General features: G+C 31.9%; 20 protein-coding genes and 15 tRNA genes. 25 read left to right on the top strand and 10 right to left on the bottom strand.

Annotated features, from left to right (window positions below):
- Positions 1 to 4: 4 nt before the first annotated feature.
- The 10 genes from Q1B37_RS10730 to Q1B37_RS10685 all read left to right on the top strand — a co-directional run bounded on the left by Q1B37_RS10730 (position 5) and on the right by Q1B37_RS10685 (position 1,322).
- Positions 5 to 91, top strand: a tRNA-Ser gene (locus Q1B37_RS10730).
- An 86-nt stretch (positions 92 to 177) separates the two neighbouring features.
- Positions 178 to 250, top strand: a tRNA-Cys gene (locus Q1B37_RS10725).
- A gap of 9 nt (positions 251 to 259) precedes the next feature.
- Positions 260 to 342 (top strand) — tRNA-Tyr (locus tag Q1B37_RS10720).
- 13 nt (positions 343 to 355) lie between these two features.
- A tRNA-Trp gene (locus tag Q1B37_RS10715) sits at positions 356 to 426 on the top strand.
- A gap of 55 nt (positions 427 to 481) precedes the next feature.
- A tRNA-Asp gene (locus tag Q1B37_RS10710) sits at positions 482 to 554 on the top strand.
- 223 nt (positions 555 to 777) lie between these two features.
- Positions 778 to 849: transfer RNA gene (locus Q1B37_RS10705), tRNA-Pro, on the top strand.
- An 89-nt stretch (positions 850 to 938) separates the two neighbouring features.
- Positions 939 to 1,011: transfer RNA gene (locus Q1B37_RS10700), tRNA-Leu, on the top strand.
- An 86-nt stretch (positions 1,012 to 1,097) separates the two neighbouring features.
- Positions 1,098 to 1,169 (top strand) — tRNA-Arg (locus Q1B37_RS10695).
- 5 nt (positions 1,170 to 1,174) lie between these two features.
- Positions 1,175 to 1,245: transfer RNA gene (locus Q1B37_RS10690), tRNA-Gln, on the top strand.
- 5 nt (positions 1,246 to 1,250) lie between these two features.
- A tRNA-Met gene (locus tag Q1B37_RS10685) sits at positions 1,251 to 1,322 on the top strand.
- A 114-nt stretch (positions 1,323 to 1,436) separates the two neighbouring features.
- Here Q1B37_RS10685 and Q1B37_RS10680 read toward each other — a convergent pair.
- Entirely contained in the window at positions 1,437 to 2,291 is an 855-nt protein-coding gene (locus Q1B37_RS10680) for a bile acid:sodium symporter family protein (RefSeq protein ID WP_299898539.1), read from the bottom strand.
- 76 nt (positions 2,292 to 2,367) lie between these two features.
- Between Q1B37_RS10680 and Q1B37_RS10675 the strand changes: the two genes are divergently transcribed.
- The 11 genes from Q1B37_RS10675 (at position 2,368) to Q1B37_RS10625 (ending at position 9,210) form a co-directional block, all read left to right on the top strand.
- Positions 2,368 to 2,441 (top strand) — tRNA-His (locus Q1B37_RS10675).
- A gap of 6 nt (positions 2,442 to 2,447) precedes the next feature.
- Positions 2,448 to 2,520 (top strand) — tRNA-Phe (locus tag Q1B37_RS10670).
- Between the two features lie 22 nt (positions 2,521 to 2,542).
- Positions 2,543 to 2,863, top strand: a complete 321-nt coding sequence (locus tag Q1B37_RS10665; RefSeq protein WP_299898537.1) for a hypothetical protein — start codon at positions 2,543 to 2,545, stop codon at positions 2,861 to 2,863.
- A gap of 23 nt (positions 2,864 to 2,886) precedes the next feature.
- Positions 2,887 to 3,039, top strand: coding sequence for a hypothetical protein (locus tag Q1B37_RS10660; RefSeq protein WP_299898535.1), 153 nt, complete (start codon positions 2,887 to 2,889; stop codon positions 3,037 to 3,039).
- A gap of 274 nt (positions 3,040 to 3,313) precedes the next feature.
- Positions 3,314 to 3,401: transfer RNA gene (locus Q1B37_RS10655), tRNA-Asn, on the top strand.
- Positions 3,402 to 3,425: 24 nt separating this feature from the next.
- A tRNA-OTHER gene (locus tag Q1B37_RS10650) sits at positions 3,426 to 3,487 on the top strand.
- 3 nt (positions 3,488 to 3,490) lie between these two features.
- Positions 3,491 to 3,592: transfer RNA gene (locus Q1B37_RS10645), tRNA-Pro, on the top strand.
- Positions 3,593 to 4,010: 418 nt separating this feature from the next.
- Positions 4,011 to 5,111, top strand: coding sequence for a slipin family protein (locus tag Q1B37_RS10640; protein ID WP_299898533.1), 1,101 nt, complete (start codon positions 4,011 to 4,013; stop codon positions 5,109 to 5,111).
- Between the two features lie 1,008 nt (positions 5,112 to 6,119).
- On the top strand, positions 6,120 to 6,302 hold the full coding sequence (locus tag Q1B37_RS10635) for a hypothetical protein (RefSeq protein ID WP_140592049.1): 183 nt from the start codon (positions 6,120 to 6,122) through the stop codon (positions 6,300 to 6,302).
- A 41-nt stretch (positions 6,303 to 6,343) separates the two neighbouring features.
- Complete coding sequence (locus Q1B37_RS10630) at positions 6,344 to 7,435, top strand: DUF1611 domain-containing protein (RefSeq protein WP_299898532.1); 1,092 nt, start codon at positions 6,344 to 6,346, stop codon at positions 7,433 to 7,435.
- Entirely contained in the window at positions 7,417 to 9,210 is a 1,794-nt protein-coding gene (locus Q1B37_RS10625) for an alanine racemase (protein ID WP_299898531.1), read from the top strand. Before Q1B37_RS10630 ends, Q1B37_RS10625 begins: the two co-directional genes overlap by 19 nt.
- A gap of 76 nt (positions 9,211 to 9,286) precedes the next feature.
- On the opposite strand, the gene Q1B37_RS10620 is transcribed toward Q1B37_RS10625, so the two are convergent.
- The 7 genes from Q1B37_RS10620 to Q1B37_RS10590 all read right to left on the bottom strand — a co-directional run bounded on the left by Q1B37_RS10620 (position 9,287) and on the right by Q1B37_RS10590 (position 13,220).
- Positions 9,287 to 9,589, bottom strand: a complete 303-nt coding sequence (locus tag Q1B37_RS10620) for a co-chaperone GroES (protein ID WP_299605912.1) — start codon at positions 9,587 to 9,589, stop codon at positions 9,287 to 9,289.
- A gap of 22 nt (positions 9,590 to 9,611) precedes the next feature.
- On the bottom strand, positions 9,612 to 9,797 hold the full coding sequence (locus Q1B37_RS10615; protein ID WP_299898529.1) for a hypothetical protein: 186 nt from the start codon (positions 9,795 to 9,797) through the stop codon (positions 9,612 to 9,614).
- A gap of 17 nt (positions 9,798 to 9,814) precedes the next feature.
- Positions 9,815 to 10,852 (bottom strand): beta-1,6-N-acetylglucosaminyltransferase, encoded by a 1,038-nt coding sequence (locus tag Q1B37_RS10610; RefSeq protein ID WP_299898527.1) that lies wholly within the window; start codon positions 10,850 to 10,852, stop codon positions 9,815 to 9,817.
- Between the two features lie 234 nt (positions 10,853 to 11,086).
- A complete protein-coding gene (locus Q1B37_RS10605; RefSeq protein WP_299898525.1) occupies positions 11,087 to 11,437 on the bottom strand; it encodes a cupin in 351 nt (116 codons plus the stop codon).
- Between the two features lie 366 nt (positions 11,438 to 11,803).
- The gene (locus Q1B37_RS10600; RefSeq protein WP_299606361.1) at positions 11,804 to 12,343 is read right to left on the bottom strand and encodes an AraC family transcriptional regulator; all 540 of its coding nucleotides are present in this window, start codon (positions 12,341 to 12,343) and stop codon (positions 11,804 to 11,806) included.
- A gap of 85 nt (positions 12,344 to 12,428) precedes the next feature.
- Entirely contained in the window at positions 12,429 to 12,776 is a 348-nt protein-coding gene (locus Q1B37_RS10595; protein ID WP_299898523.1) for a hypothetical protein, read from the bottom strand.
- Between the two features lie 195 nt (positions 12,777 to 12,971).
- On the bottom strand, positions 12,972 to 13,220 hold the full coding sequence (locus Q1B37_RS10590; RefSeq protein ID WP_343909296.1) for a cold shock domain-containing protein: 249 nt from the start codon (positions 13,218 to 13,220) through the stop codon (positions 12,972 to 12,974).
- Positions 13,221 to 15,822: 2,602 nt separating this feature from the next.
- Between Q1B37_RS10590 and Q1B37_RS10585 the strand changes: the two genes are divergently transcribed.
- From Q1B37_RS10585 to Q1B37_RS10575, 3 genes are all read left to right on the top strand, one after another.
- On the top strand, positions 15,823 to 16,335 hold the full coding sequence (locus tag Q1B37_RS10585) for a sigma-70 family RNA polymerase sigma factor (protein WP_299898521.1): 513 nt from the start codon (positions 15,823 to 15,825) through the stop codon (positions 16,333 to 16,335).
- A gap of 90 nt (positions 16,336 to 16,425) precedes the next feature.
- Entirely contained in the window at positions 16,426 to 17,346 is a 921-nt protein-coding gene (locus Q1B37_RS10580; RefSeq protein WP_299898520.1) for a FecR family protein, read from the top strand.
- The gene (locus tag Q1B37_RS10575) at positions 17,343 to 19,991 is read left to right on the top strand and encodes a TonB-dependent receptor plug domain-containing protein (RefSeq protein WP_299898518.1); all 2,649 of its coding nucleotides are present in this window, start codon (positions 17,343 to 17,345) and stop codon (positions 19,989 to 19,991) included. The genes Q1B37_RS10580 and Q1B37_RS10575 overlap by 4 nt, the downstream gene beginning before the upstream one ends.
- Before the next feature lie 55 nt (positions 19,992 to 20,046).
- Here Q1B37_RS10575 and Q1B37_RS10570 read toward each other — a convergent pair whose 3' ends face one another.
- On the bottom strand, positions 20,047 to 20,478 hold the full coding sequence (locus Q1B37_RS10570) for a lipocalin family protein (RefSeq protein ID WP_299606216.1): 432 nt from the start codon (positions 20,476 to 20,478) through the stop codon (positions 20,047 to 20,049).
- A gap of 192 nt (positions 20,479 to 20,670) precedes the next feature.
- Here Q1B37_RS10570 and Q1B37_RS10565 point away from each other — a divergent pair, with 192 nt between their 5' ends.
- Positions 20,671 to 23,313 (top strand): TonB-dependent receptor plug domain-containing protein, encoded by a 2,643-nt coding sequence (locus tag Q1B37_RS10565; protein WP_299898516.1) that lies wholly within the window; start codon positions 20,671 to 20,673, stop codon positions 23,311 to 23,313.
- Positions 23,314 to 23,367: 54 nt separating this feature from the next.
- Here Q1B37_RS10565 and Q1B37_RS10560 read toward each other — a convergent pair whose 3' ends face one another.
- Positions 23,368 to 23,787 carry a lipocalin family protein gene (locus Q1B37_RS10560; RefSeq protein ID WP_299898515.1) on the bottom strand — a complete coding sequence of 140 codons (420 nt, stop codon included), beginning with the start codon at positions 23,785 to 23,787 and terminating at the stop codon, positions 23,368 to 23,370.
- Positions 23,788 to 24,326 lie beyond the last annotated feature (539 nt).

The raw sequence follows: 24,326 nt of genomic DNA, 5'->3' as shown, positions 1-24,326 counted from the left end.
CTATGGAGGATAGGCAAATATTGGTTTGTTGCGCCTGTCTGCTAAACAGGTCTGCATAATTGCAGTGAAGGTTCAATTCCTTTGTCCTCCGCAATATTGATACTGTAGGGTAATGGTCACTTATTTATAGTGTTGTTAACTCTCGAGATGTAAGTTCGAGTCACTGGTATCGCAAAAGACAAGATGGCTGAAGGGTTAAGGCTACGGACTGCAACTCCGTTTTTTACAGGTTCGAATCCTGTTCTTGTCTCTAATATCTGGAAGTATTGAGCAATTGGTTGGCTCCCCAGACTGTAAATCTGGTCTCTTCGGAGCTTGTAGGTTCGAGTCCTACTACTTCCACTAACTCATGCTTGCGCTTTTAGTGTAAAGGTAGCACGAAGGTCTCCAACACCTTTAGTCTGGGTTCAAATCCTGGTGAGCGCGCAAAATTCAATATTGAATTTGTTTAAAATATTCCCTCTTTTCCAAGGGAATTTATAGTATCGTAGCACAACGGCTAGTGCATCCGACTGTCTCTCGGAAGGTTGCGGGTTCGAATCCCGTCGGTACTGCAAAGAAGAATGAAGGAATTGGACTTTATTCAACAAATGTTGTCAATCATTTCTCATTGACAATAAAAATACGGAAGAGCAAGCCAATTGGCGGTGGCCGCAGTCTTGACCCGAGCCGGGCAGGCGAACAGATCAACTCTTAAACAGATAAAACTGATGTGAATAAAACTGTTAGGAGCTAATGACTCGTTTGGCTTCGACTCCTACTTCTTCCGCTTTTATTCTAGAGATATAACAATGGTAGTTTACCCGCCTTGGACGCGGGAGGTTGTAGGTTCGAGTCCTGCTCTCTAGACAAACTGCTCTGTTCGTATAATGGTTTAGTACACCTCACTTTCTATGAGGAAATAGGAGTTCGATTCTCCTACAGAGTACAATTTTAATGCAGGAATGGCGGAATGGCATACGCGCTTGACTTAGAATCAAGATCCTGAGAGTTCGAATCTCTCTTCCTGTACAAACGCTCCGCTAGCCCAAATGGCAGAGGTATCCGGTTTAAGCCCGGTTCAGTCTTGGTTCGAATCCAAGGTGGAGTACAAATTTAGGCTCATGGTGTAAATGGAAGCACCCAAGGTTACGACCCTTGAAGTATAGGTTCAAGTCCTATTGAGCTTACAAACTGACCTGTGATGTAAAGGTAGCATCCAAGACTTTGACTCTTGGTGTAAAGGTTCGAATCCTTTCGGGTCATCAAACTAAGGTATAACTCAGTGGTAGAGTACCGCGGCCATATCGCGGGAGTCTTGGGTTCGATTCCCAATGCCTTTGAAATAACTCTAGAATAGTGGAACTGGCAGTCACTCTCTACCAAGATTTAAGGTTTTGAGAGTGTACTGTCCAAGTTAAGTTTACATCTATTCTTAGTGTAAATATGAAGTATTTTTATTTATTACCTCTAATCCCTAAAAAAATTGCTAATCCACCAGTAAAGAACATTAATAAACTATAAACAGCTGGAGCAATTGCATACGAAGTATTATGTAGTATAGCAATGGCAATTGATATCGCAAGAGTTCCATTTTGAATACCTGACTCAATTCCTATGGAAATAGCACCTTTATGATGAACTTTGAAAAGCTTTGCGGAATAATATCCAATAGCCATTGTGAGAATATTTAATAAAAAGGCCACTAAGCCTGCTTCTTGTAAATAAGAAACGAAATTATCTTTTTCTTTTACCAAAATACCAACAATCACCAAGGCTAATACAACAGCTGAAGCAATTCTTACTGGTTTTGCCATTTTAAGAGCGAAAACCTCATTATATTTTCTGATTATCATCCCTACTGCAACTGGTATAATTATAATCACAAAAATTTGAATAATTGTTTCTACAACATTCAGTTGGATTGTTTGATTCTCAGACAAAAAATGAAGTAATGAAAAATTGACAATAAAGGGTATGGTAATAATAGTAATCAAACTACTAAAAGCAGTAAGTGTAACAGATAATGCAGTATCACCATGTGCCAAATGAGAGATCAAATTAGAAGTTGCTCCACCCGGACAAGCAGCTAATATCATAATCCCAATTGCAATTTCTGGTTCTAGCGATAGTATAGATACCAAAGTAAAACCTACTAAAGGTAAAATAATAAGTTGATTTATAAGTCCAACTAAAATAGCCTTGGGGTAGATCAATATCCTTTTGAAATCAGATATAACTAAAGATAATCCCATCCCCAGCATAATAATGATTAGGGATGCTGCCAATATAATAGTTGAAATGTTATCCATTTAGGTTGTTTTCGAATGTATAGCCTAATATAAAGATTTATTATCAATATCCTGAAAATCAAACAATCGTATATATGGTGTCTCTAGCTTATCAGGTAAAGCGTCTCACTGTGAATGAGAGGAACAGGGTTCGAGTCCCGGAGTACACCCAAAAAAGGAATAGTAGCAAAGTTGGTCAATGCAACGGATTGAAGATCCGAAGATACAGGTTCGATTCCTGTCTATTCCACTAACAATTAAATTTTACAACTATGAAAAATCAATTATTACAAAGGTTTTTATGCAAAACTGAAGACACAGGCAGATTCATAGTTCAATCCAAAATTACTGGTATTACCTATTTCGTAGAACCAATAGATCATGGTAAACCAGATAAACTTTGGGGTGATCTGGATCCTGCAACAAAAAAACTTACTGGTGATTACGGAAACACCAGAAGAGGTGCCATTAAAGAGGAAGATTCTTTAATCTCCAAAGAAAATGGATTTCGCAACATCTCCACTTTTAAAGGAAGCCCTTTGGGAGAAATTGACAGACGTGATCGCGAATATGAAACATTATATAATCCGTGAGACATTTTTAAAAATTTAAAATCATGAAAAAACAACTAACAACTACCATAAAACAAACCAAAAACAACTTACTTAATAAGTTGATCATTAATTATATCAATAATATAACAACAACACTGTTTTATGAAACCGATTATCCTATTAAGAATAATAGAAATCGAATTTTTTACAAATAAATAATTACTACGCAAATACATTGCGCTAATACATTACACATTTGCATAGTAATTAAAACAAACCCTTTTACATGGGGGAAACAATTGGGGTTTGAAGTTGTGCCCTGCTATAAAGTGAGGATGAAAAATAGCAGGGCTTTTGATAAAAATAAAGCCGAAAAGCGTAATTGATTAATAAGATTCCAGCCTTCGCTGGAATGACAGTATCAATCAGGTCTTGTTGAGTGTTTCTGTATAGCACTACTGTATGAAGAATTGCAGTTTTTGTATGATTGCTTCATATGCAACTTGATTTGAAGGTTTGGCTATTAACCAAATAATAGTCTCTCTATAGGTCGTGGGTTCGAATCCCACCGGGACCACTACATCATATTAATCATGGTCCCGTAGCTTAGTGGTTAGAGCGATAGATTTTTTGTTCATGTGGGTTCGAGTCCCACTATCTCCAAGAGATATGGCGGAATTGGTAAACGCACTAGATTAGGGATCTAGCGAACAAGGCACTGAAAATGCCTTTTACGTTGCACGGGTTCGAATCCCGTCGAGATCACCAACTTAGGTTTCGTAGCTCAGTTAGGTAGAGCACTACACTCATAATGTAGGATAAAAGCTAATCATCTTGTAAAACTGATTCACAAAAACCGTGATTGCAGATCTGTTTTTATAATACTCTTGCTATAAAAACAATCTTAAAAGTACTTTGAGATTTTAGCCATGTTACTATTAAACATGGGTACTTTTTTGAATCCAAATATTAGGTGATGATATAATTTAGAATATCTAGTCTTCTATTTCGATACTAAAAACTACTTATCAATAATATAGCATCCTACAATTTCCGTATTGGAAAGATGATTTGCTTTCACTGTTTTTTATAAAATAAACTGAAATCGATAATACCTCCGTTACAGGGTTATCATCCAATTAATGTTAAATCTGTCTGTATAGTTACGGACACAAAAATTAAGAAAATGAAACGAGTACGAATCAATGCTGGTACAATAGGCTTGGTTTTCAGAAAAGGTGACTACAATCGTGTAATTACACAAGGAACACATTGGTTAGGATGGAATGAACGTATTACAATATACGATCTTTCCAAACCATTTACAGCTCCTGTAGCACTAGAAATCTTATTGAAAGATAAAACATTGGAAGATATGTTACATGTGATTGAAGTAAAAGATAACGAGATTGTTTTAGTATATGAAAATGGTAACTTTAAAAATGTATTCTCTGCGGGAAGATATACGCTATGGAATGGTTTATATACTTATGAATTTACAAGAATAGATCTTAGCAAAATCTATATTACTGAAAAAATTGAAAAGTCTTTGTTTAGTAATTATGCTTTAAGAAACTATATCAGAACGTTTGAAGTAGCTGCTTACGAAAAAGCAGTACTTATAGTCGATGATGTATATAGCAAAACATTAGATAGTGGTACCTATCGTTTTTGGAAAAATGACACTACTATTAAAATTGCGAAGGTAGATCTGCGTCAACTACAACTTGAAGTAGCTGGTCAGGAACTACTAACAAAAGATAAAGCTGCTATTCGTATTAATTTCGATGTTCAGTATAAAGTGATAGATATAGAAAAAGCATTATTGGATAATAAAGACTATTCGAGACAATTATATATCGCGATGCAATTAGCACTAAGAGCTTTCGTAGGAAATTATACCTTAGATGAATTGCTGGAACGTAAGGAAAATATGGCTACTGCTATATTAGAATCTACTAAAAACCAAGCAAATAAACTAGGTGTAAAAGTATTGAATTGTGGTATCAGAGATATCATTCTTACTGGTGAGATGAAAGAAATCATGAACCAGGTTTTGATAGCACAAAAGAAAGCTCAAGCTAATACTATTACTCGACGCGAAGAAACTGCATCAACCAGAAGTCTGCTAAATACAGCAAAACTTATGGAAGAAAACACTATGCTCTACAAACTAAAAGAAATGGAGTATGTAGAGAAAATCGCAGATAAAATTGGTGAAATTACAGTTTCTGGAAATGATGGAGTTTTAGGACAGCTGAAGGATATATTCTCTACGAATAAGTAATTAAAAAAATGTGTGGATATGTATTATCTGCACATTTTATTTCTATGGGAACGGTATATCAGTTTATCTTGCAAATTATAAAAATAAAAAAGAGCGTCTCCACGCTCTTTTTCTTCACACAAATCATCTTAATTTTTGTGAAATTATATAACTACTTGATTTCAAGCATTTAGAGAATTAAAGTTTAAAAATAACTATCAATATCTAGTAAAAACCCCTCTTCAAAACCCCGCTTAATTTTAAATAAAATTTAGATAATTTAAGTAGAATTTAGAACTATGATATTACAAAAAGAATTATGTGTCTATTTAAAATATTGGGTTTTCGTATATAAAAAATAACTATTTCCATAAATGGCTTTAATAGTAGCGGGAGCAGGACTCGAACCTGCGACCTTCGGGTTATGAGGACAGATCAAAAAAACCACAACACTTTGTATCAGAGTTTTTTATATTTTTTGGAGCATGCAAACCGATACATTTAACAACAATTCCGTACTAAAAAACCATGCTCCAAAACGGAGCATGGTTTATATTTCTTTCTAGAAGCAAAAAACGCAGTACTGAAATGCTTATAATTCCAAATATTATGTTAATAAATCAATAGGTTTTTAAACATTTTAGACAAAAACGTAGTAAATAAAACATATAAGTGATTATAAACCATGTTCTGAAATCTTAAATTTTATTACTTTTCCTATAATAATATCAAATAGTACCAAAACTGTGATTTATGTAACATTCAACTCTTATTATACAACCTTTAATTAATTAATTATAAAGATATTTACATTTTGAATTATGATTCTTTTTTAAAGAAAGACTATTCTCTTACAACCATTTTTCTGTTTCTTTTTATTAGTAATTTACTAATAAAACTTTAGGTTCCGGCGATTATGATCCTCCAAGTATGATCTCCGGAATTTAAAGAAACTTAACAACTCTAAGAATAAGATTAGAAGGATCAAATTTTATTAAGGAGGTATTAAAAAATTATAATATAGTAGATATGAAACTTGATAATAAGGTAATTGGTAAATACAAAATAGGAGATACAGTATTCACTAAAATCAATCCCAATATTTCCCTTATCGTTCGAAGATATATTAATGGAGTTTATTACTGTGGATTTCAAAATGACCCCGATAGATGGGAATTAGGTTTGACCGCCAGAGCATTGGTGGGAAGTTAAACTATTCCAAGATCTATTTTTTATCTTAAATCGCACAAATTATGAAAACATCAGCAATAGTTTATTGCGAAAATGAATTTGGCAAATTAGATGGTAAAGTCGCAAATGGTCTTGTCAGGCATTCTGGAAAGTATAAAATCGTTGGGATTATAGATAGCACTAAATCAGGTCTTGATGCCGGAGAGTATTTGGATGGAATTAAAAATGAGATACCAATATTCCAAAATTTTAATAAAGCGATTGAGATATTAGATAGCGTTCCAAAATACTTTATCTATGGGATTTCTCCACTCTCACCATTACTTAATAATGAAGAGAAAAAAGTTATTTACACAGCCATTAAATCTGGAATGCATATTGTAAATGGACTACCAGAGTTTCTTTCGGATGATCCAGTTTGTATAGAGCTTGCAAATAAATACAATGTATCTATTTTTGATGTAAGAAAACCACCTTCAAAAGAAAACCTTCATAATTTTACAGGGCAAATCAGAGACGTTCAAACTCCTGTCATAACAGTATTTGGTACAGATTGTGCGGTTGGTAAGCGAACTACGACACTTAAGCTAGTAGAAGCCCTAAAGAAAATAGGTTTAAATGCGATCTTCATAACTACAGGTCAGACAGGAATACTTCAAGGTTCCAAATATGGTGTTGCCATAGATGTACTAAGCTCTGGTTTTGCAACCGGAGAAGTTGAAAATGCTATTCTGGAAGCAATCAAGGAACAACCCGATATTATTGTAGTAGAAGGACAAGGAGCACTGAGCCATCTGGCATTTACCTCTTCAAGTGCGATCCTAAGAGGTGCTATGCCTAAGGCTATTGTCCTTCAACATCCACCAAAAAGGCGCAACAGGTGTGATTTTTCAGATATTCTAATGCCAACACTTGAGAGTGAAATAAAAATGTTAGAAACCTTCACTGGGTCTAAGGTAATTGCAATCACAATCAATCACGAAGATATGAATGACGAAGAAGTTGAAAATATAATAAAGGCTTATGAAGTAAAATATCAATTACCTGTTACTGATGTCCTAAAAAACGACTGTGGTAAGTTGGTAGAAAAACTTCAAGAAATATTTCCTGATTTAAATCGTATCAATCCACTACTATGCCAACCCCAAGAATAGATATTAATCTTAACAAAATTGCTAATAACGCTAAGGGTTTAAGTTCCCTTTTTCGGTCAAAAGGTATAGATATCATTGCTGTTACTAAAGGAGTTTGTGCGGATCCTCATATTGCTAATATTTTGGTAAAGAGCGGGATTAAAATTCTTGCTGACTCCAGAATATCAAATATCAAAAAAATGCGTATTGCTGGAGTCAAAGCAAATTTCCTGTTGATTAGAACTCCAATGATCAGTCAAACGGAATCAGTAGTATTAGATACTGATATGAGTTTAAACTCGAAATTATCTGTAATAAAAAAACTTTCAGAATATGCTATCCTACACCGTAAGATCCATAAAATTATACTAATGGTAGAATTAGGAGATTTACGTGAAGGAATATTACCGTTACAATTGGAAAACACTATCAAAAAGGTACTAACTCTAAAAGGTATTAAACTTGAAGGTATAGGTACAAATCTTGCCTGCTTTTCTGGAGTTAAACCCACCGCGGAAAAAATGGACATACTATCCTCTATTGCTAATAGTATTGAGAAGAAGTTCAACATAAAGCTATCTATAATCTCAGGAGGGAACTCAGCTAATTATAATTGGTTTAATACTACAAAAGATTTAGGCAAGATTAATAATTTGAGACTTGGAGAGTCTATATTTTTAGGTTATGAACCTTTAACCGGAAAGCCGATTCCAAAACTTTATCAAGACGCCTTTATGTTGACAGCCAAGGTTATCGAACTGAAAAACAAATCATCAGTACCAGATGGCGAAATTGGTCTTAACGCTTTTGGTAACAAACCAAATTTAAAAGACCAAGGCATGATAAAACGAGCTATCTTAGCCATGGGGGTTCAAGATGTAATGGTGACTGGATTAACCCCAAAATTAGATATTGAAATCCTAGGAGCGGGTGGGGATCACATTATAATCAATGCCAAAAAAGAAGATTTAAAAGTTGGAGACGAGGTGTCATTTACATTAAAATATGGAGCATTAGTTACCGCTATGAATTCACCCTATATTTTTAAAAACATCAAGACTCCAATAAGCGCAAAAGATTATTGTCTTGTAGTCGAAGAGAAAAATAGGTCGCACAAAAAGAAAGCAGCCATTATGACTATCAAAGATGATCTAAGCCCATTGATAAGTCTTCAGGATTCTAATTTTAATTTAATATTCGAAAAGTCCATTCAAAAAAACTATCGTTATTTAGTTAGAAAAGAGGTCTACGAAAAAATAGGTCGAATAAGTAAGCTTCTGGATGATCAGGACAAAAGGTTAATTATTAGATCTGCCTGGAGATCATTTGAGCATCAGCAGAAACTATGGGAGCAAAAAGCAAGTTTTATGAAAAAGAAATATCCAAAAAAAAACGCAGAAGAAATTAATGAGCTAGTATCAAGGTTTATCGCCCCAAGAAAACAATCTACCCATTCAACTGGAGGCGCGGTTGATGCTTTGATTTATGATTTGCGAAAGAAATGTGTCCTGGATTTCGGAACTAACGATGGCCTACATATAGATTTAAATGAAAAATGTTACCCCAAACATCCTAGCATTAGTGAGGAAGCAAGGAAAAACCGTAAGCTACTTATGAAACTTTTCGAGAATGAAGATTTTGTGTGTGATCATAAAGAATATTGGCATTTTGACTATGGCAATATTGGTTGGGCAGTAGAAAAAAATAAAAAATATGCTCACTATGCCATTTTAGAAGAGTCTTATGTACAATCAACTGTTTTTAAATACCCTGACAAAACTCCCTTTTATCTTTAGGATATACTGATTTGTTAATCTTCATATCTATACATAACTCATCATCTTAGTTTCAACATATATTTGTTAAATCTTTTTATATGAGTTCTAATCTGACTGGCCGAATAATGCCAAAGATATCTGACTCTTTCATAATAAGTGCATCAATTCCTTCAACCGTAATTTCTGTGCCCGAATATTTATCATATAATACGGCATCACCAATTTTTACGGTCATGGGTTCATCTTTCTTTCCCTTTCCGACGGCTAGTACTATACCTTTTTGAGATTTCTCCTTAGCAGTATCCGGTATAATGATACCTCCTTTTGATTTTTCTTCTGCGATGTCTGCTTTTACAAGCACCCTATCAGAAAGAGGTTGTATTTTAAATTTATGCATGATTATTTTTGTTAAGTATAATTCAATAGGTTTGTAATTCAGCAAAAAGTACTTCTAGCTCTGTTCTTGTTTTTTTAAGTTTAACAGCAAGATTATCAAGCATTGCTTCTTTTTGTCCATCTTTAAAATCAAAATCCCCGTCCGATAGAAAAGAAAACCTTCGTTTTAGCATCACCTTTTGCTCCTTCCAACTTCTCGTAATATTCATTTTAGCCATTTTACTATTTATTTATTGCCATTAAGTTTTCTTAATTGAGTAGGAGGATTTATAATTGTTTCTGGGCTTAATACGACACTTTTTTTTGTATCCATATTATGAGTTGGAATAAGATTAAAATCTATATTAATAGCATTATTTAGTATTGGATCTGCTTTTATAGATTCTTCCAAAAAATCCAATACCAACACATCAATATTCTCATCAAATTCTCGGGCGAATAAGTTGTCTCCTTGCATCAAAAAGTCAATATCTGATCCAGTCAAAGTTTTAGGTTTCAATTTCATCCCTTCGTCAGACATCCATATAATAGCTCTTTTATCATCATTTACGATTGTTTCTTTGAATGAAGTATTCATTAGTACTGTTTGAAAAAATGATTCATCTGCCAACCATATATTGTGATAGAAATCTTCAAATTTTTTTACTTCAGGGTTATAGCAGATAAATTCACAGCAAGTCCTAGTCAAGATCATCCATTGCCCTCCTATATATGGGGTTACATTTTTCATGAAGGATCTTTGATAAGGTATGCCCGAAAAACCAATATCAGTTTCGTGAAAATAGTTTTCAATTCGATTCATCGTATCTGGGCGATCTCTAATCTGATTAGCAATCTTCATGAAGTTTTTACCGATGTTCTTGCCCAAAAAATCAAATATAAAATTGTTAGATTTCAAAGGAAAATCCTGATCGCTTAGATTAATAAAAAAATCCCATTTGAGGCAACGTTTTAAGAGATACTTCATTCCATTAATTTCAGACTGTACTCGACTGTATCCTCCACACACTACATTCTCACTTCTTAAAATATAAGCATTAGAATAATCTTCTAAAAAAGTTTTAATACCCTTTTTAGTAGAAGCATCGGATTCTTGATCAATATGGATTAAGTAGTGATTTCCTGGGTGATAAATTGTCTTAAATAATCGTCTGAATTGTTTAGGGAAACGATGTGCCAATATGAAGTAAGCAATCTTCGGTTTACTTTTCGGGATATTGAAATGAAAACTTTGCTTTTTTGCTATGTGTATTTTTTTTGTCATTTATATGTATGTCATTTAATTCTTAATTTTTATTATTTTTAACATTCATTGAACAAGCTCTCTTTCAAAAAATACTACTTCCTTTTTCTTAGGATCTTCAGCAAACGTACAATAGTATATTCGCCGGTAATATAACCGTACGACCAATTTGACTTCAGGGTTTACTTTGGCATAAACGGTATCGCCCGGTTTGAATTTACTTTCTTGCCTTTCCATATACTTTATTTTCAAATTTTAGATACTTACATCTTCATAACCACTTTTAATGATAATCGATATCATTTTAAATCGTTTATTTGCCATCATTATATTTATTGCATGAGCAGGGATAATAATTGCGTGACCTGTTTCAACAATATTTGATTCTTCATTAATAATAATCTCAGCTTCCCCATCAATAATTTGAATAAAATTGTCAAAAGGAGAAGTTGTAAAAGTCAAGGCTTCTCCCTTATCAAATGATGATATGGCTACTATTCCCGTGTTTTTCTTTAGAATTGTTTTCATCACCACAGATCCAGGCACATAATCAATGGTATCAACCAATTTATACTTATAGGATTTTTCTAATTCTTTATTCTTCATAAAAGATATTATGGATGATTAATGTTAAATTAGAATACGTCAGCAACGATTTGTATTTACTAATTATTCCTCGCTCCGTTTCTCCTTTCTTTTTGCAGCTTTTGCAGCTCTCTTTTCTTTCAAACTTTTTACAGGTGCTTTTTTACCTAACTTAGATTTACCTTCTTTTCCTTTTGCCATGGTTTTTGTTTTTAGATAATGAATACCTCTTCATCTATAAAAAAGAGTTCGTTATGGATACGAAATTCAGTTAATTAATACTTTAATGTGTTACACTAGTTTAAGCCTACATTACATATATCACACTTTTCTGCAGTATCAAACATTTTGAACATCGAACAAGCTATATGAATTTATGTTTATTTATCATAAATCCTCTAGACTTTGTTTACGTTTTTCCTTCAGTTTTTTATAAAAAGTGGGTGTTAAACCTGTGATTTTTTTAAATTGATTAGATAAGTGAGCAACACTGCTATAATGAAGTTTATAAGCTATTTCTGTAAGATTTAGTTCATCATAAATAAGTAATTCTTTAACTTTTTCTATTTTGTGGATAATGATGAATTGCTGAATAGTAATTCCCTTCACTTCTGAAAATATATTTGCTAGATATGTGTAATTATAACCAACTTTTTCACTTATATAATCAGAATAATTAACTTTGGGAATTTCATTTGTATAATGAATCATTTCAACGATAACATTTCTTATCTTTTCAATTAGAATGCTTTTTTTATTTTCCATCAGTTCTAAGCCAGATTTACTTAGATTTTTCTTCAGTTCAAGGCGTTGGTCTTTAGTTATATCTTCCAAGAGCTCAACAACACCTAATTCTAAAACCAAATAATGCAATCCAAGTTTTTTTAACTCTTCTTTGACCATCAGTTTGCATCGTAAACTAACCATGTATTTTATGAATAGTTTTGTACTCATATTTGTAATCGTTTATATGTAAGGTATTTATTTATACGTTAGGAATTAGGATTTTATATCATTCTAGAAGATATTGTCCAGGTACAAGCTTTTGTAAGCGTAATATGGTTGACACTTCTATACTCTTTTTTTTCTCAATAATTATATCCTTAGTAAACGAGATGATAAAATTTTCTCCAATATTTTTATCCGTATGTAATGGATATTTTTCAAGTATAACAGACAAAATTTCATTAAAAACCAATATCTCATCAAATCCAGATACGGTTTTATAACAAAACGAATAACCTCCTTTAATACGTCCTTGATACACTCCCTCTAGTTGTTCTATTCGATTTATTTCTTGGGAATAGCCAATCGTAAAAAAAATCAGTGCTATTAAGGAAAGTTTTATCTGTATTGTCATTTTTTTGTTTTTTGTATGGAGTTTTACTTTGGGAACATATTTTTAAGCATTCTCATACGATCACAACACCTCTATTATATTTGAGATTAGATATTAGATACTCAAAATTTAAGTGTATTGTCAGTATAGGATATAAGACATAAAAAGCCATCTTCAATAGATGGCTTTTCAACATTTTTAGAGAGGTAGGACTTGTTATTTAATCAATTCAACATTGACTGCGTTCATTCCCTTTTGACCTCTTTCCATCGTAAATTTTACGTTATCGTTCTCACGAATTTCATCTATAATACCGCTTTGGTGTACAAAAATATCTTCATCAGAATCTTTGAGTTTAATAAAGCCAAATCCTTTGGCAGTATTGAAAAATTTTACTGTTCCTTCTTTCATTACTTTGTAATTATTATTTATTATTCTATTTAATGTTTGTTTTATAATATTCATTGTTCTTTAATTTATTATCTTAAAATTGTATCTGGATTCTATGTATGACTTGCATTTTTCCCAACTTTCGCAAAATTCTAATATGGTCCATAATCGCTGAAAAAAATGTTCTTTTTGTATGATAGGGTATTTCATATTCATTAGCTGTATCGGAAGCAATACCAATATTAATGCTAAAAAACCGCAAGTATTACGATATTTTTAAAGATCATGCTGTTATTTGTATGCTTGTCGATTTAATCTGTTTTGAAATAATTGTTAACCTTGTTTCTCAATGTTTTTGAAAACTCAGAGTTTGTTCTTTTTGAAAATTTTAGATTTTTGATACTATCAACTTTTTGTTTTAAGCCTATCCCCTTATAATTCGGAGATAACATATTAACGTAATATGGATGGAGAAACAAACAGGAATATTCAATTATGAAAACTTGTTCTACGTTGGAAACAATACTAAAATCTACGTTGTTATCCTTAAAATTGTTTTTTGCACTATTGCCGAGAAAAAAAGAGAGCAATAAAAGAATAGTGAATCTGAAAAAACAAGATTAATTTGAAGCTTTACGAATTTTATCACTCTAAAGATACTTTTAATTTAGTTATTATCTCCAAATCATATGTTAAATATTGATACTTTAAAAAGTGGTATCATATTGTAAGACATTATAAATGCATCCCAATATATCTGTTGACTTATCAAATTTCAGTAATATAATTTGATCATTTAAACTCAAAACCTTACTTCATATAAAGTTAAAAAAAATAATCTAAGTTTATCTGTAGAAGAAGAATTCCAAAAATAAGAATAGTGAAATATTACACATGTAAAGTTCAAACACTCTTGAGACACCTATTAATTTACACTGCTTATTTTCCTGTACAATATTCAAATTACTCCTTTTCCAAATTGAAAAAACAGACATCAATCGGTTTTAACCATTTTTCAGAAACATCATCTTAGATTTTTATTCCAATATTATTTCAGCAAACCGAATACTAAATTATTAGAGTAAAAACTAATCTTTGCAAAATTTTATATCTCATAAAAAGTATAAAGTTCTCACATTTCGATTAACAAGAATATTTATGTTGTATTCAACTTTTGACCTTGATCCTTCTTGACCTTACAAACCATAATTTCAAACAATTTACATATTCTCAAGCAGTACTCTAATGAATACCTCCCCGAAGTTCGCAAAAAAACCATGTCCTATTGAAAAACAAAAATCTTAATCAGGAATAAAGAAACAGAACAACAAAACAAACTGATAAACAACAACTTAAATCATCAACTGAAAAAGCACATAAAATAAATCAACAGTACCCCACTTTAAAATGAGATCAATTTTAGATCTAAAAAGTAACACAAACCATGCTCCATAACCATGCTCTATTGTTAAAAAATAGTTTTTACAACTCAAAAAAAGTCTAAAAATAAAAATAACCACTTCAAAATGAAGCGGTTACTAGTAGCGGGAGCAGGACTTGAACCTGCTACTTTAGTAAGGATAGAATTACAAGTTAAAAATTAATAGAATATTTTAAATCGGATACTCCTTCACAAACTTTTCAATATCAATCAAATCTTGAATCAAAAAGTTTGGCCTCTGAGAATTTGGGGTTACTGAACATAGCGAAAGAGGCTGTCTGAAAAGACAGTTTTTTTATTTGATCGTAAAGCAGTAAAAAATCTTAGAAAACCCCGCTTAAAAACCCCGCTCTATATTAAAAAACCAGATTTGTAATCCAATTAAACCACTTACATAAGAAAACATAAACCCATGAATTACAAATAATTAAATTAAAAAAGAGCCTCTATTTTATCTTTGATTCACACAAATTGTAATGATTAGGGTATTGCCTTAATATCAATAATTATATTTTTAATTACCTGAAAAATAAGGCAATAAATTAAGTTAGTTTTTTAAGCTTCTTAGAAATGGCTTATGCACTTTATCATACAAAAAAAGTATATTGTAGATCAAAAATAGCTTAGGCACAAATAAAAGAGGTTTTTTCTTACAATTATGTTTTAGTTAATTTTACTTAAAGATTATGTCATAAATAAAAAAGAGCGTCTCCACGCTCTTTTTCTTCACACAAATCATCTTAATTTAGGGGCTTATTCTAAAATTAAAACTCACTTTTTTAAAATTGCTTTCACCTTGGGGAAAATGAAAGCACTAACTCATTAACTCTGGTGTAAAGATACCATCATTTTTTAATTCTCCAAACAAAATTGTGTATTTTATCTAAAAAAAATGCTTTTTAACATATTTAAATATTATAAATATGCTATTCTGTAGGTTTTTTCTTTCACTTTAAAAAATATTTAAATAAAACCATTTTTTTGGTAGGGTATATGTATTCTATTTTGTTTTAGGGTTGTGAATTTTAAGATATTACAGAGTGAAAATTAAAAATATATAACCGAAACCATTCTATTATAACCTGACCACAATAGAAAATGAAAATTTTTTACGTTAAACCAACAAACCTTTAGAATAAGATGTAGAGTATTAGAACAGGTAGATTGATTATTATAACTATTTACTACCTGAATATTAAATAATCTATTAACTTATGCCAACTAAACAAAATAAAAATGCCTGAACAGCAAGTAAGCGTATGTGATGAAAGCATATACGATCAATTATATAGAGAACATGCAGAAAAGATATGCTATTATCTTTATTACAAATATGGTGATATGGAAAAAGCTCAGGATATAGTACAAGATAGTTTTGCCAAACTATGGATGAATTGTTCCAAAATTATTTTTGGTGCTGCTAAGAGTTTTCTTTATAAGATAGCCAATAATGCTTCCATAAACGAAGCCATACATCAAAAAACCGTCTTAAAATACAAATCGACACCACAAAAAACATATACCAATGAGTCTCCTGAATTTCAGATGGAAGAAAAGGAATTCATGGACAAGTTAAACCAAGCGATTAGCGGATTAAAAGAAGGACAAAGAGAAGTTTTTCTTTTGAATAGAATCGAAAAGAAAACCTACAAAGAAATTGCTGAAATGCTAGGAATTTCGGTAAAAGCAGTAGAAAAAAGAATGCATTTAGCCTTGGTAACGTTAAGAAAAAAAATAGGGAAAATTTAAAGTTCCACTTATATAGTAAAGAAGTGAAATTTAGACATGTAAATAGACACCTGTTTATAAACAGGATTTAAAATATAAAAACATTCTTAGATGAATAAAAGTGATAATAATTTCTTAGGGAGATGGTTGGCTAATGACCTCTCTGAAAAAGAAAAAAAAGAGTTTGAGAATACTCCAGAATATCTGGCTTATAAGGATATTCTAAAAGGCGTTGATAAATTTGAACGTCCTGTATTTGATATTGAAGCAAATCTGCAAAAGCAGAAGGAATATAACCAAACATATCTAAAGAACGTATCTAAAGGTTCTAAAGTAATAAAATTACGTCCTTGGTTATATGCGGCAGCAGCTGTTTTCCTTGTGTTAATTGGTCTACGAACCGTATTTTTTAATACTACAACGATCAATACCAATTTTGCAGAAACAAAAACCTGGACATTACCAGATAACTCTATAGTAACGCTTAATGCTAAATCTACTATTGAATACAATGACCGTTCCTTTACAAATGATCGGTCTATTACGCTAGATGGGGAAGCATTTTTTGATGTTGCCAAAGGATCTCAGTTTACAGTAAAAACTAAAAATGGAGCTATTAAAGTATTAGGGACTGAGTTTAATGTATATTCTAGAAATACCACTATAGAAGTACAATGTTATGAAGGTAAAGTCTCTGTAAATAACGGAAAGAATCAAGCTATACTAACTCCTGGTAAAGGTGTTACTTCTATAGATAAAAGCGCACTAAATTCGGTTGAAATTAAAGAGTCTGAGCCTGGATGGATGCAACAAAAAAGTACTTTTAATCAAGTATCGCTAGGCAGACTTATTGCAGAACTCGAAAGACAATACGACATTACTATAGAAAAAGGAGATGTAGATACAGACCGTTTGTTTTCTGGTTTCTTTACACACACAGATCTTAATACCGCATTAAAGACTTGTTTTGAACCAATGAATATTAATTATATATTTAAATCCTCTAAAACTATTGAATTAAAAAACAGGTGAGGTTTTTATCACTAATACTATTTTTATTTTTTTTCTGGCATATTGATATTTATTCTCAAGAAATTACAGTAGTACGTTCTTCTGAAAAACAATCGCTTAGAATAATTTTAGAAGCGTTTAAAGATCAGTATCAATTCAGTTTTTCTTACGATGCTGATACTATCAAAGATATAACACTATCTATTGATAGCGAACTAATTACCATTGATTCTCTACAAAAAATAATAGAGTCTCAAACCTCTTATCTGCTTCAAAAAGTAAGCAATACGGATTTTATTCTTGTTAAAAATGATAAAATAGTAAATGTCTGTGGTGTTATTATTGATGCAGTTTCTAAATTCGAACTACCGCAAGCAGATATACTTCTATATAATAAAACTGTTGATCTTACAGATAACAAAGGTTTTTTCGAATTACAGCTTCATCCTTGGGACTCCATCTCTATATCTTACCTTGGATATAAAAACAAAATTATAAAAATTTCCAATCTTACTAATAGCTGTGATACTATTCGTTTACAACCTGAAATTCAAAATTTAGGACAGGTTTTAGTTAAAGAATACCTTACAGGAGGTATTCAAAAAAATCAAGATGCTTCTGTTAATATATCTACTAAAAAACTTCGAATTCTTCCAGGGCTTGTAGAACCCGACGTATTACAAAGTTTACAATTACTACCTGGAATTAGTAGTCCTACAGAGGATCCTGCAGGACTATATATTAGAGGCGGAACACCTGGTCAAAACTTGGTGCTTTGGGATGGAATAAAAATGTATCACAACGGTCATTTTTTTAATCAAATCTCTACTTTTAATCCGTTTATTACTAAAAACGTAACCGTTTATCGAGGTGGAACCAGTGTTCGGTATGGTGATAGAATATCTGGAGTGGTAGCTATAGAATCCGATGATGATCTCACTGATAAGTTTCAAGCTGGAGGTGGTTTAAATTTTACTCATGTAGATGCATATATTAAAGTACCATTATCAAAAAAAGTAGGTTTTATGCTTGCAGGCAGAAGATCCACCACGGATATCTATCAAAATATTGCTTACAACAATCTAGTTCGAAAAGTATTTCAGAATACCAGATCGAATATTCCTGACAATGATGAAGAAGAAACTCCTGAGGGGCGCACCAGAACAGATAATTTTTCTTTTTCTGATAGTAATTTTAAATTTCTTTGGGAACCTAACAAAAAAAATACGATTAAACTCAGTTCTATCTTTGCAGAAAATAGACTCGACAATGATAAAACCGTAAGAGTTCCCGCAGCCAATATCGAGGCCGATGTAAAAGATGTTTTAAAAATTAGAAACTTTGGTCTTAGTTTACATTGGGATAAAAAATATACAACTGACATCTATCAAAATATTAATTTTTACTTCTCGTCTTTTGATCAAAGATATAATAACATTGATGTAAGGTCATTTAATAATTCTTCGGAAAACCTAATTATTAATAATACTGTTAAAGATATAGGAGCAGAATATACAGTACATTTTCCCGTTACTAAAAAACAATCTATAGACTTAGGGTATCAGTTTACCTACAATGAAACGGGATATGAAACTACAACTATTTTATCGGATGATTTTGGAACAGATGAGTTTGGTGCTAGTATTAATGGAAATGGAACCAATCATACCTTATATTCCGAATATAAATATAAAACTCCTAAAACATATATAAATATTGGGTTAAGAGGATCACAATTAAGTAATACGAATTCCTTTTTCCTTGAACCCCGTATGTTTTCTTCTTATAAAATATTGGACAACTTTACTCTGAATACCTCTGCAGAGCTAAAAAACCAACAATTAAATAACTTTAATACATATAACAGTGTGTTCGGAACAATTCCATCACTTCCTGTTGCAGATAATATTTGGATTCTTTCTAATAATAATTTCGATGGAGAATTTCTGGAAGAAGTTCCTATACGTGTGGTAAAAAGTATGCAATTTACGTTAGGAGGCTTATATACTTATCAAGGATGGAATTTTGATGTAGAGGGATATTATAAAAAAATAAAGGATGTATCTTCATTAACCGATCTAATTCTTGATTTAGCATTGCCTGATGATGATGATTCATTAATATTTTATGGAGAGGAAGAGCGAATAGGTTTTGATGTATTGATCAAGAAAAGGGTTCAGAACTATAGATTTTGGGCAGGATATTCCTTAAGTAAAACCATATCTTCTTTCCCACTAGTTCAAGGCACTTATTTTGATGGGAATTTTGATCAACGTCATACATTCAATTTTTCTCAAACATTGAAAGTAAAGGATTTCGAGTTTGCTCTTGGCTGGAATTACGCAACCGGCAGACCTTTTACACAAATAATTCGGGATGATAATGATCTCGATGGCGGAGTGATCGACCCCAGAGGTATAAACTCCAGTAGATTTAAGTCTTACCACAGACTGGACGCATCTGTTACTTACAGATTTAAAATTGATACGTCAAAAGAAACAAATGGAATGATTGGAATTTCACTGAGAAACATCTACAACCGAAAAAATACTATTAGTCAAGGTTTCAGAAATGTTCAGGATGAAGATTTCAACTTTTATCTTCAAGGTTTCGAAAATAAATCTTTACGCTTTACTCCAGATTTTGTTTTGAGATTTAATTTTTAATCAAAAAAGACAACAACTATAAATAAGTCATTGTCTTTTTTATCTCTTTTGTAATTTACACTCTGGTTAATACCTGTCTAAATTCTCCATCTTCATCATTCCTTACAATGGTCATAGTATTTCCTGAAAATGTAACTGTTGCTTCAATTTCTAAAGTACCTTCACCTTCTGTATCATCAAAAGTAGTTTTGTACTTGTTGTCTCCAAGATTCTCCCAAGTCCCGGAATAAGTTCCTCCTACCTCACAACTAGAAGCTCCCATCATATAATAGGTTCCACTATATGTCATATCGCTTTTGACAGTTATAGTTTCTTCTAAATCGCAAGCTTCTTGCATCACTTCTACTCCATTTTCGAATTCTTGTGTTATTTTCCAAGTACCAACAAACGGATCTTGCATATCTACAGGTCCAGCAGCATCATCATCGGATTTACAAGAAATTACAATTGTAGAGATTACGGCTAATAATAAAATGATTTTTTTCATGGTCGTTTTTATCTTTTTACGTTTATGTTTTACGACTCCTAAAACATACGAAAATCAAAACACCCTACTTTTTTTTTATTTTTTTTAAAATATTATTTAATCTCTTTTGTTTTCATACAGAGTAATGATTCCTTTGGGAATCGTTTATAATAGTTATCTTTAAAAATTTTAAAACATAGCACTAAGAAATAGGTGAAATTATCCAGATTTATTCCAGCCCTACTACTCTTTTGTACTGTTATTTCTTATTCTCAAGAAATAAATTTACCAACTACTACCGAAAGACAATCTTTAGTTTCTATACTGGAAACTTTTGAAGATCAATTAAAGTTTAATTTTTCATATGATGTAAAAGCTATCGAAGATATAGCACTGAAGCTTACGAATACACATCTATCTATTACCAATCTTCAGAACATTATAGCACTTCAAACCTCTTACCTATTGCAAAAAGTAAGTGAGACTGACTACATTTTAGTAAAAAATACTAAAAAAATTACTATCTGCGGAGTTCTCATAGATGCTATTTCCAAATTTGAGTTACCACAAGCAGATATCATTCAAAATAGTAAAACCATTGACCTTACGGACAACATGGGGAATTTCGAGTTACAAGTTCATCCATGGGATTCAATTTCGATAGGATATTTTGGTTATCAAAACAAAACTATTAAAGTTTCAGAACTAACTATAACATCTTGTGATACTATTAGCTTACGGCCAGAAATTCAGAGTTTAGGTCAGGTATTAGTAAAGGAATATCTAACTGGAGGAATTCAAAAAAATCAAGACGCTTCGGTAAATATATCAACTAAAAAACTGCGTGTGTTACCAGGTCTTGTAGAACCTGACGTATTGCAAAGCCTTCAATTATTACCAGGCATTAGTAGCCCGACAGAAGATCCTGCAGGGTTATATATAAGAGGAGGAACACCCGGACAAAACCTAGTGCTTTGGGATGGTATCAAAATGTATCAAAGTGGTCATTTTTTTAATCAAATATCTTCATTTAATCCCTTTATCACCGAAAATGTTCAGGTGTACAGAGGTGGTACAAGTGTTCGCTATGGAGATCGTATTTCTGGAGTTGTTGTCATTGAATCAGACAATGATCTTACTGATAAGCTACAAGTTGGTGGTGGTTTAAATTTTACTCACGGAGATGTTTACTTAAAACTACCGCTATCTGACAAACTGGGAATAATGCTTGCTGGACGAAGATCTACAACGGATATTTATCAAAATATTACGTATAACAATCTGGTAAGAAAAGTATTTCAGAATACTAGAGCGAATATTCCTGATGCTAATGAAGATCCAACACCTCTCGAAACTTCCAGAGAAGATGATTTTTCTTTTTCTGATAGCAACTTCAAAATGCTTTGGAAACCAAATGAATATAATACGATAAAGCTGAGTGCTATTTTTGCAGAAAATCGTTTAGACAACAATAAGAATTTACAAATCCCAGCAACCACTACGCAAACCAATATTAAAGACATTCTTAAAATCCGGAATTCGGGATTTAGCCTCAATTGGGATAAAAAGTATCGCAATGATATATCACAAAATATTAACTTCTATTTTTCTTCTTACGATCAACGCTATAACTTTATAAATAGTCCTTTAGTCTCTGATACTGATAATGAACAAAGTTTAGCTATTAACAATGAAGTTAATGATATTGGTGGTGAATATGCTCTTCATCTTCCTATAGCAAAAAAGCATAGTCTTAATGTTGGTTATCAATTTACATATAACAGAACTGAATATGAACTTTTTGAGAGTTCATTTCCTGAGGATGTTGTTGCCTTAAAAGGGAATGGAACAAATCACACTCTTTATTCTGAGTATAAATATAAAACTCCAAGAACCTTTATAAATATTGGTTTAAGAGGTTCGCAATTAAGTAATGTAAATGCTTTTTTTATAGAACCTAGAATGTTTTCATCGTATCAATTATCTGATAATTTTACATTAAATACTTCTGCAGAATTAAAGAATCAACAACTCAATAATTATCTTACTTATAATAGTACAGGTGGTATATTTCCAACCCTACCGGTATCCGACAACGTCTGGATATTATCCAGTAACTCCACAGAGGGCTTGGACAATGAGGATGTTTTTGTTCGAGTTGTAAAAAGCATGCAATTTACTTTGGGAGGTTTATATACTTACAAAGGATGGAATTTTGATATCGAAGGATATTATAAAAAAATAACTGATGTATCTTCATTAAGCGATCTCATACTTGATTTGGCACAACCAGATACTGATGATAGCACTGTTTTTTATGGAGAAGAAGAACGAATTGGAGTTGACATACTTCTTAAAAAAAGAATTCGTAATTATAGATTTTGGACAGGATACTCCTACAGCAAGACCATCAGTTCATTTCCACTTGTTCAGGATTCTTATTTTCCAGGAAACTTTGATCAACGACATGTATTCAATTTTTCGCAAACACTAACAGTAAATAATTTTGAATTTGCAATGGGTTGGAATTACGCCACAGGACGACCTTTTACCAAATTATTTAGAGATGATAATGATTTGGATGGTACGATTACCGATCCTACAGGAATTAACTCGAGTAGGTATAAAGATTATCATCGATTAGATATTTCAGCTTTATATCGTTTTAAACTTGACAGAGATAAAGATTGGAAAGGTATGGTAGGTGTATCTATTAGGAATCTATATAATAGAAAAAATGTGATTAGTCAGGGATATCGTGAAAATGTTGATGAAAACTTCAATTTCTTCATAGAAAGTTTTGACAATGAATCTCTTCGTTTTACTCCAGATTTGGTTTTACGTTTTGATTTTTAGTATATAAACTAGAAGACTGCATATTATTGCAGTCTTCTCGGTATATAAATAATTTTAAGATCTTGTTAGTACCTCCTTCAATTCTCCATCTTCATCGTTTGTTACGATCGTCATAGTATTACCAGAAAAAGTAATAGTAGCTTCTATCTCTTCTGCTTCTGGTAGATCTGGTGTAATTTTGTAGATATTATTACCAAGATTTTCCCAACCACCGGTTAACGTTCCCTGCAATGTACAGGTGCCATTTTGCACATCATGTGAAGTGCCACTAAATTTCTGATCATCAGTTACAGTCAATGTATCTTCAAGATCACAGGCATCCAGGGTTACTTCTACTCCATCCTCGAATTCTTGTATAATCTTCCAAACACCAATAAATTTATCCTGTGTATCAGACGGACCTGCATCATCATCGGATTGACAGGAGACTAGCACTGTTGAAATTGCTGCGAATAATAAAATGATTTTTTTCATAATTACTTTTATATCTTTTTAGTTTATGTTTTACATCTCCTAAAACATACAAAAGCAAAAACACCCTACTTTTTTATTTTTTGATAAAACTATGTAAGTTGAATAAGTGAACAGGAAAATATATAAAAATAAAAAAGAGCGTCTCCACGCTCTTTTTCTTCACACAAATCATCTTAATTTAGGGGCTTATTCTAAAATTAAAACTCACTTTTTTAAAATTGCTTTCACCTTGGGGAAAATGAAAGCGCTAACTCATTAACTCTGGTGTAAAGATACAATCATTTTTTAATTCTTCAAACAAAATTGCGCATTTTATCTAAAAAAAATGCTTTTTAACATATTTAACCATTATAAATATTTTGTTTTGTAGTAATTTTATTACAAATGTTAATAGCATTTTTATCAAGGTGAAGTAATCCACAATTTATATTCACCTCACAGAAGGGATAGAAAAAAACATAAAAACAAAAAAGAGCGTCTCCACGCTCTTTTTCTTCACACAAATCATCTTAATTTAGGGGCTTATTCTAAAATTAAAA

This window comes from uncultured Aquimarina sp. (assembly GCF_947492965.1).
Taxonomy (GTDB): domain Bacteria; phylum Bacteroidota; class Bacteroidia; order Flavobacteriales; family Flavobacteriaceae; genus Aquimarina.
This window is presented reverse-complemented; position numbering and strand designations above follow the sequence as displayed.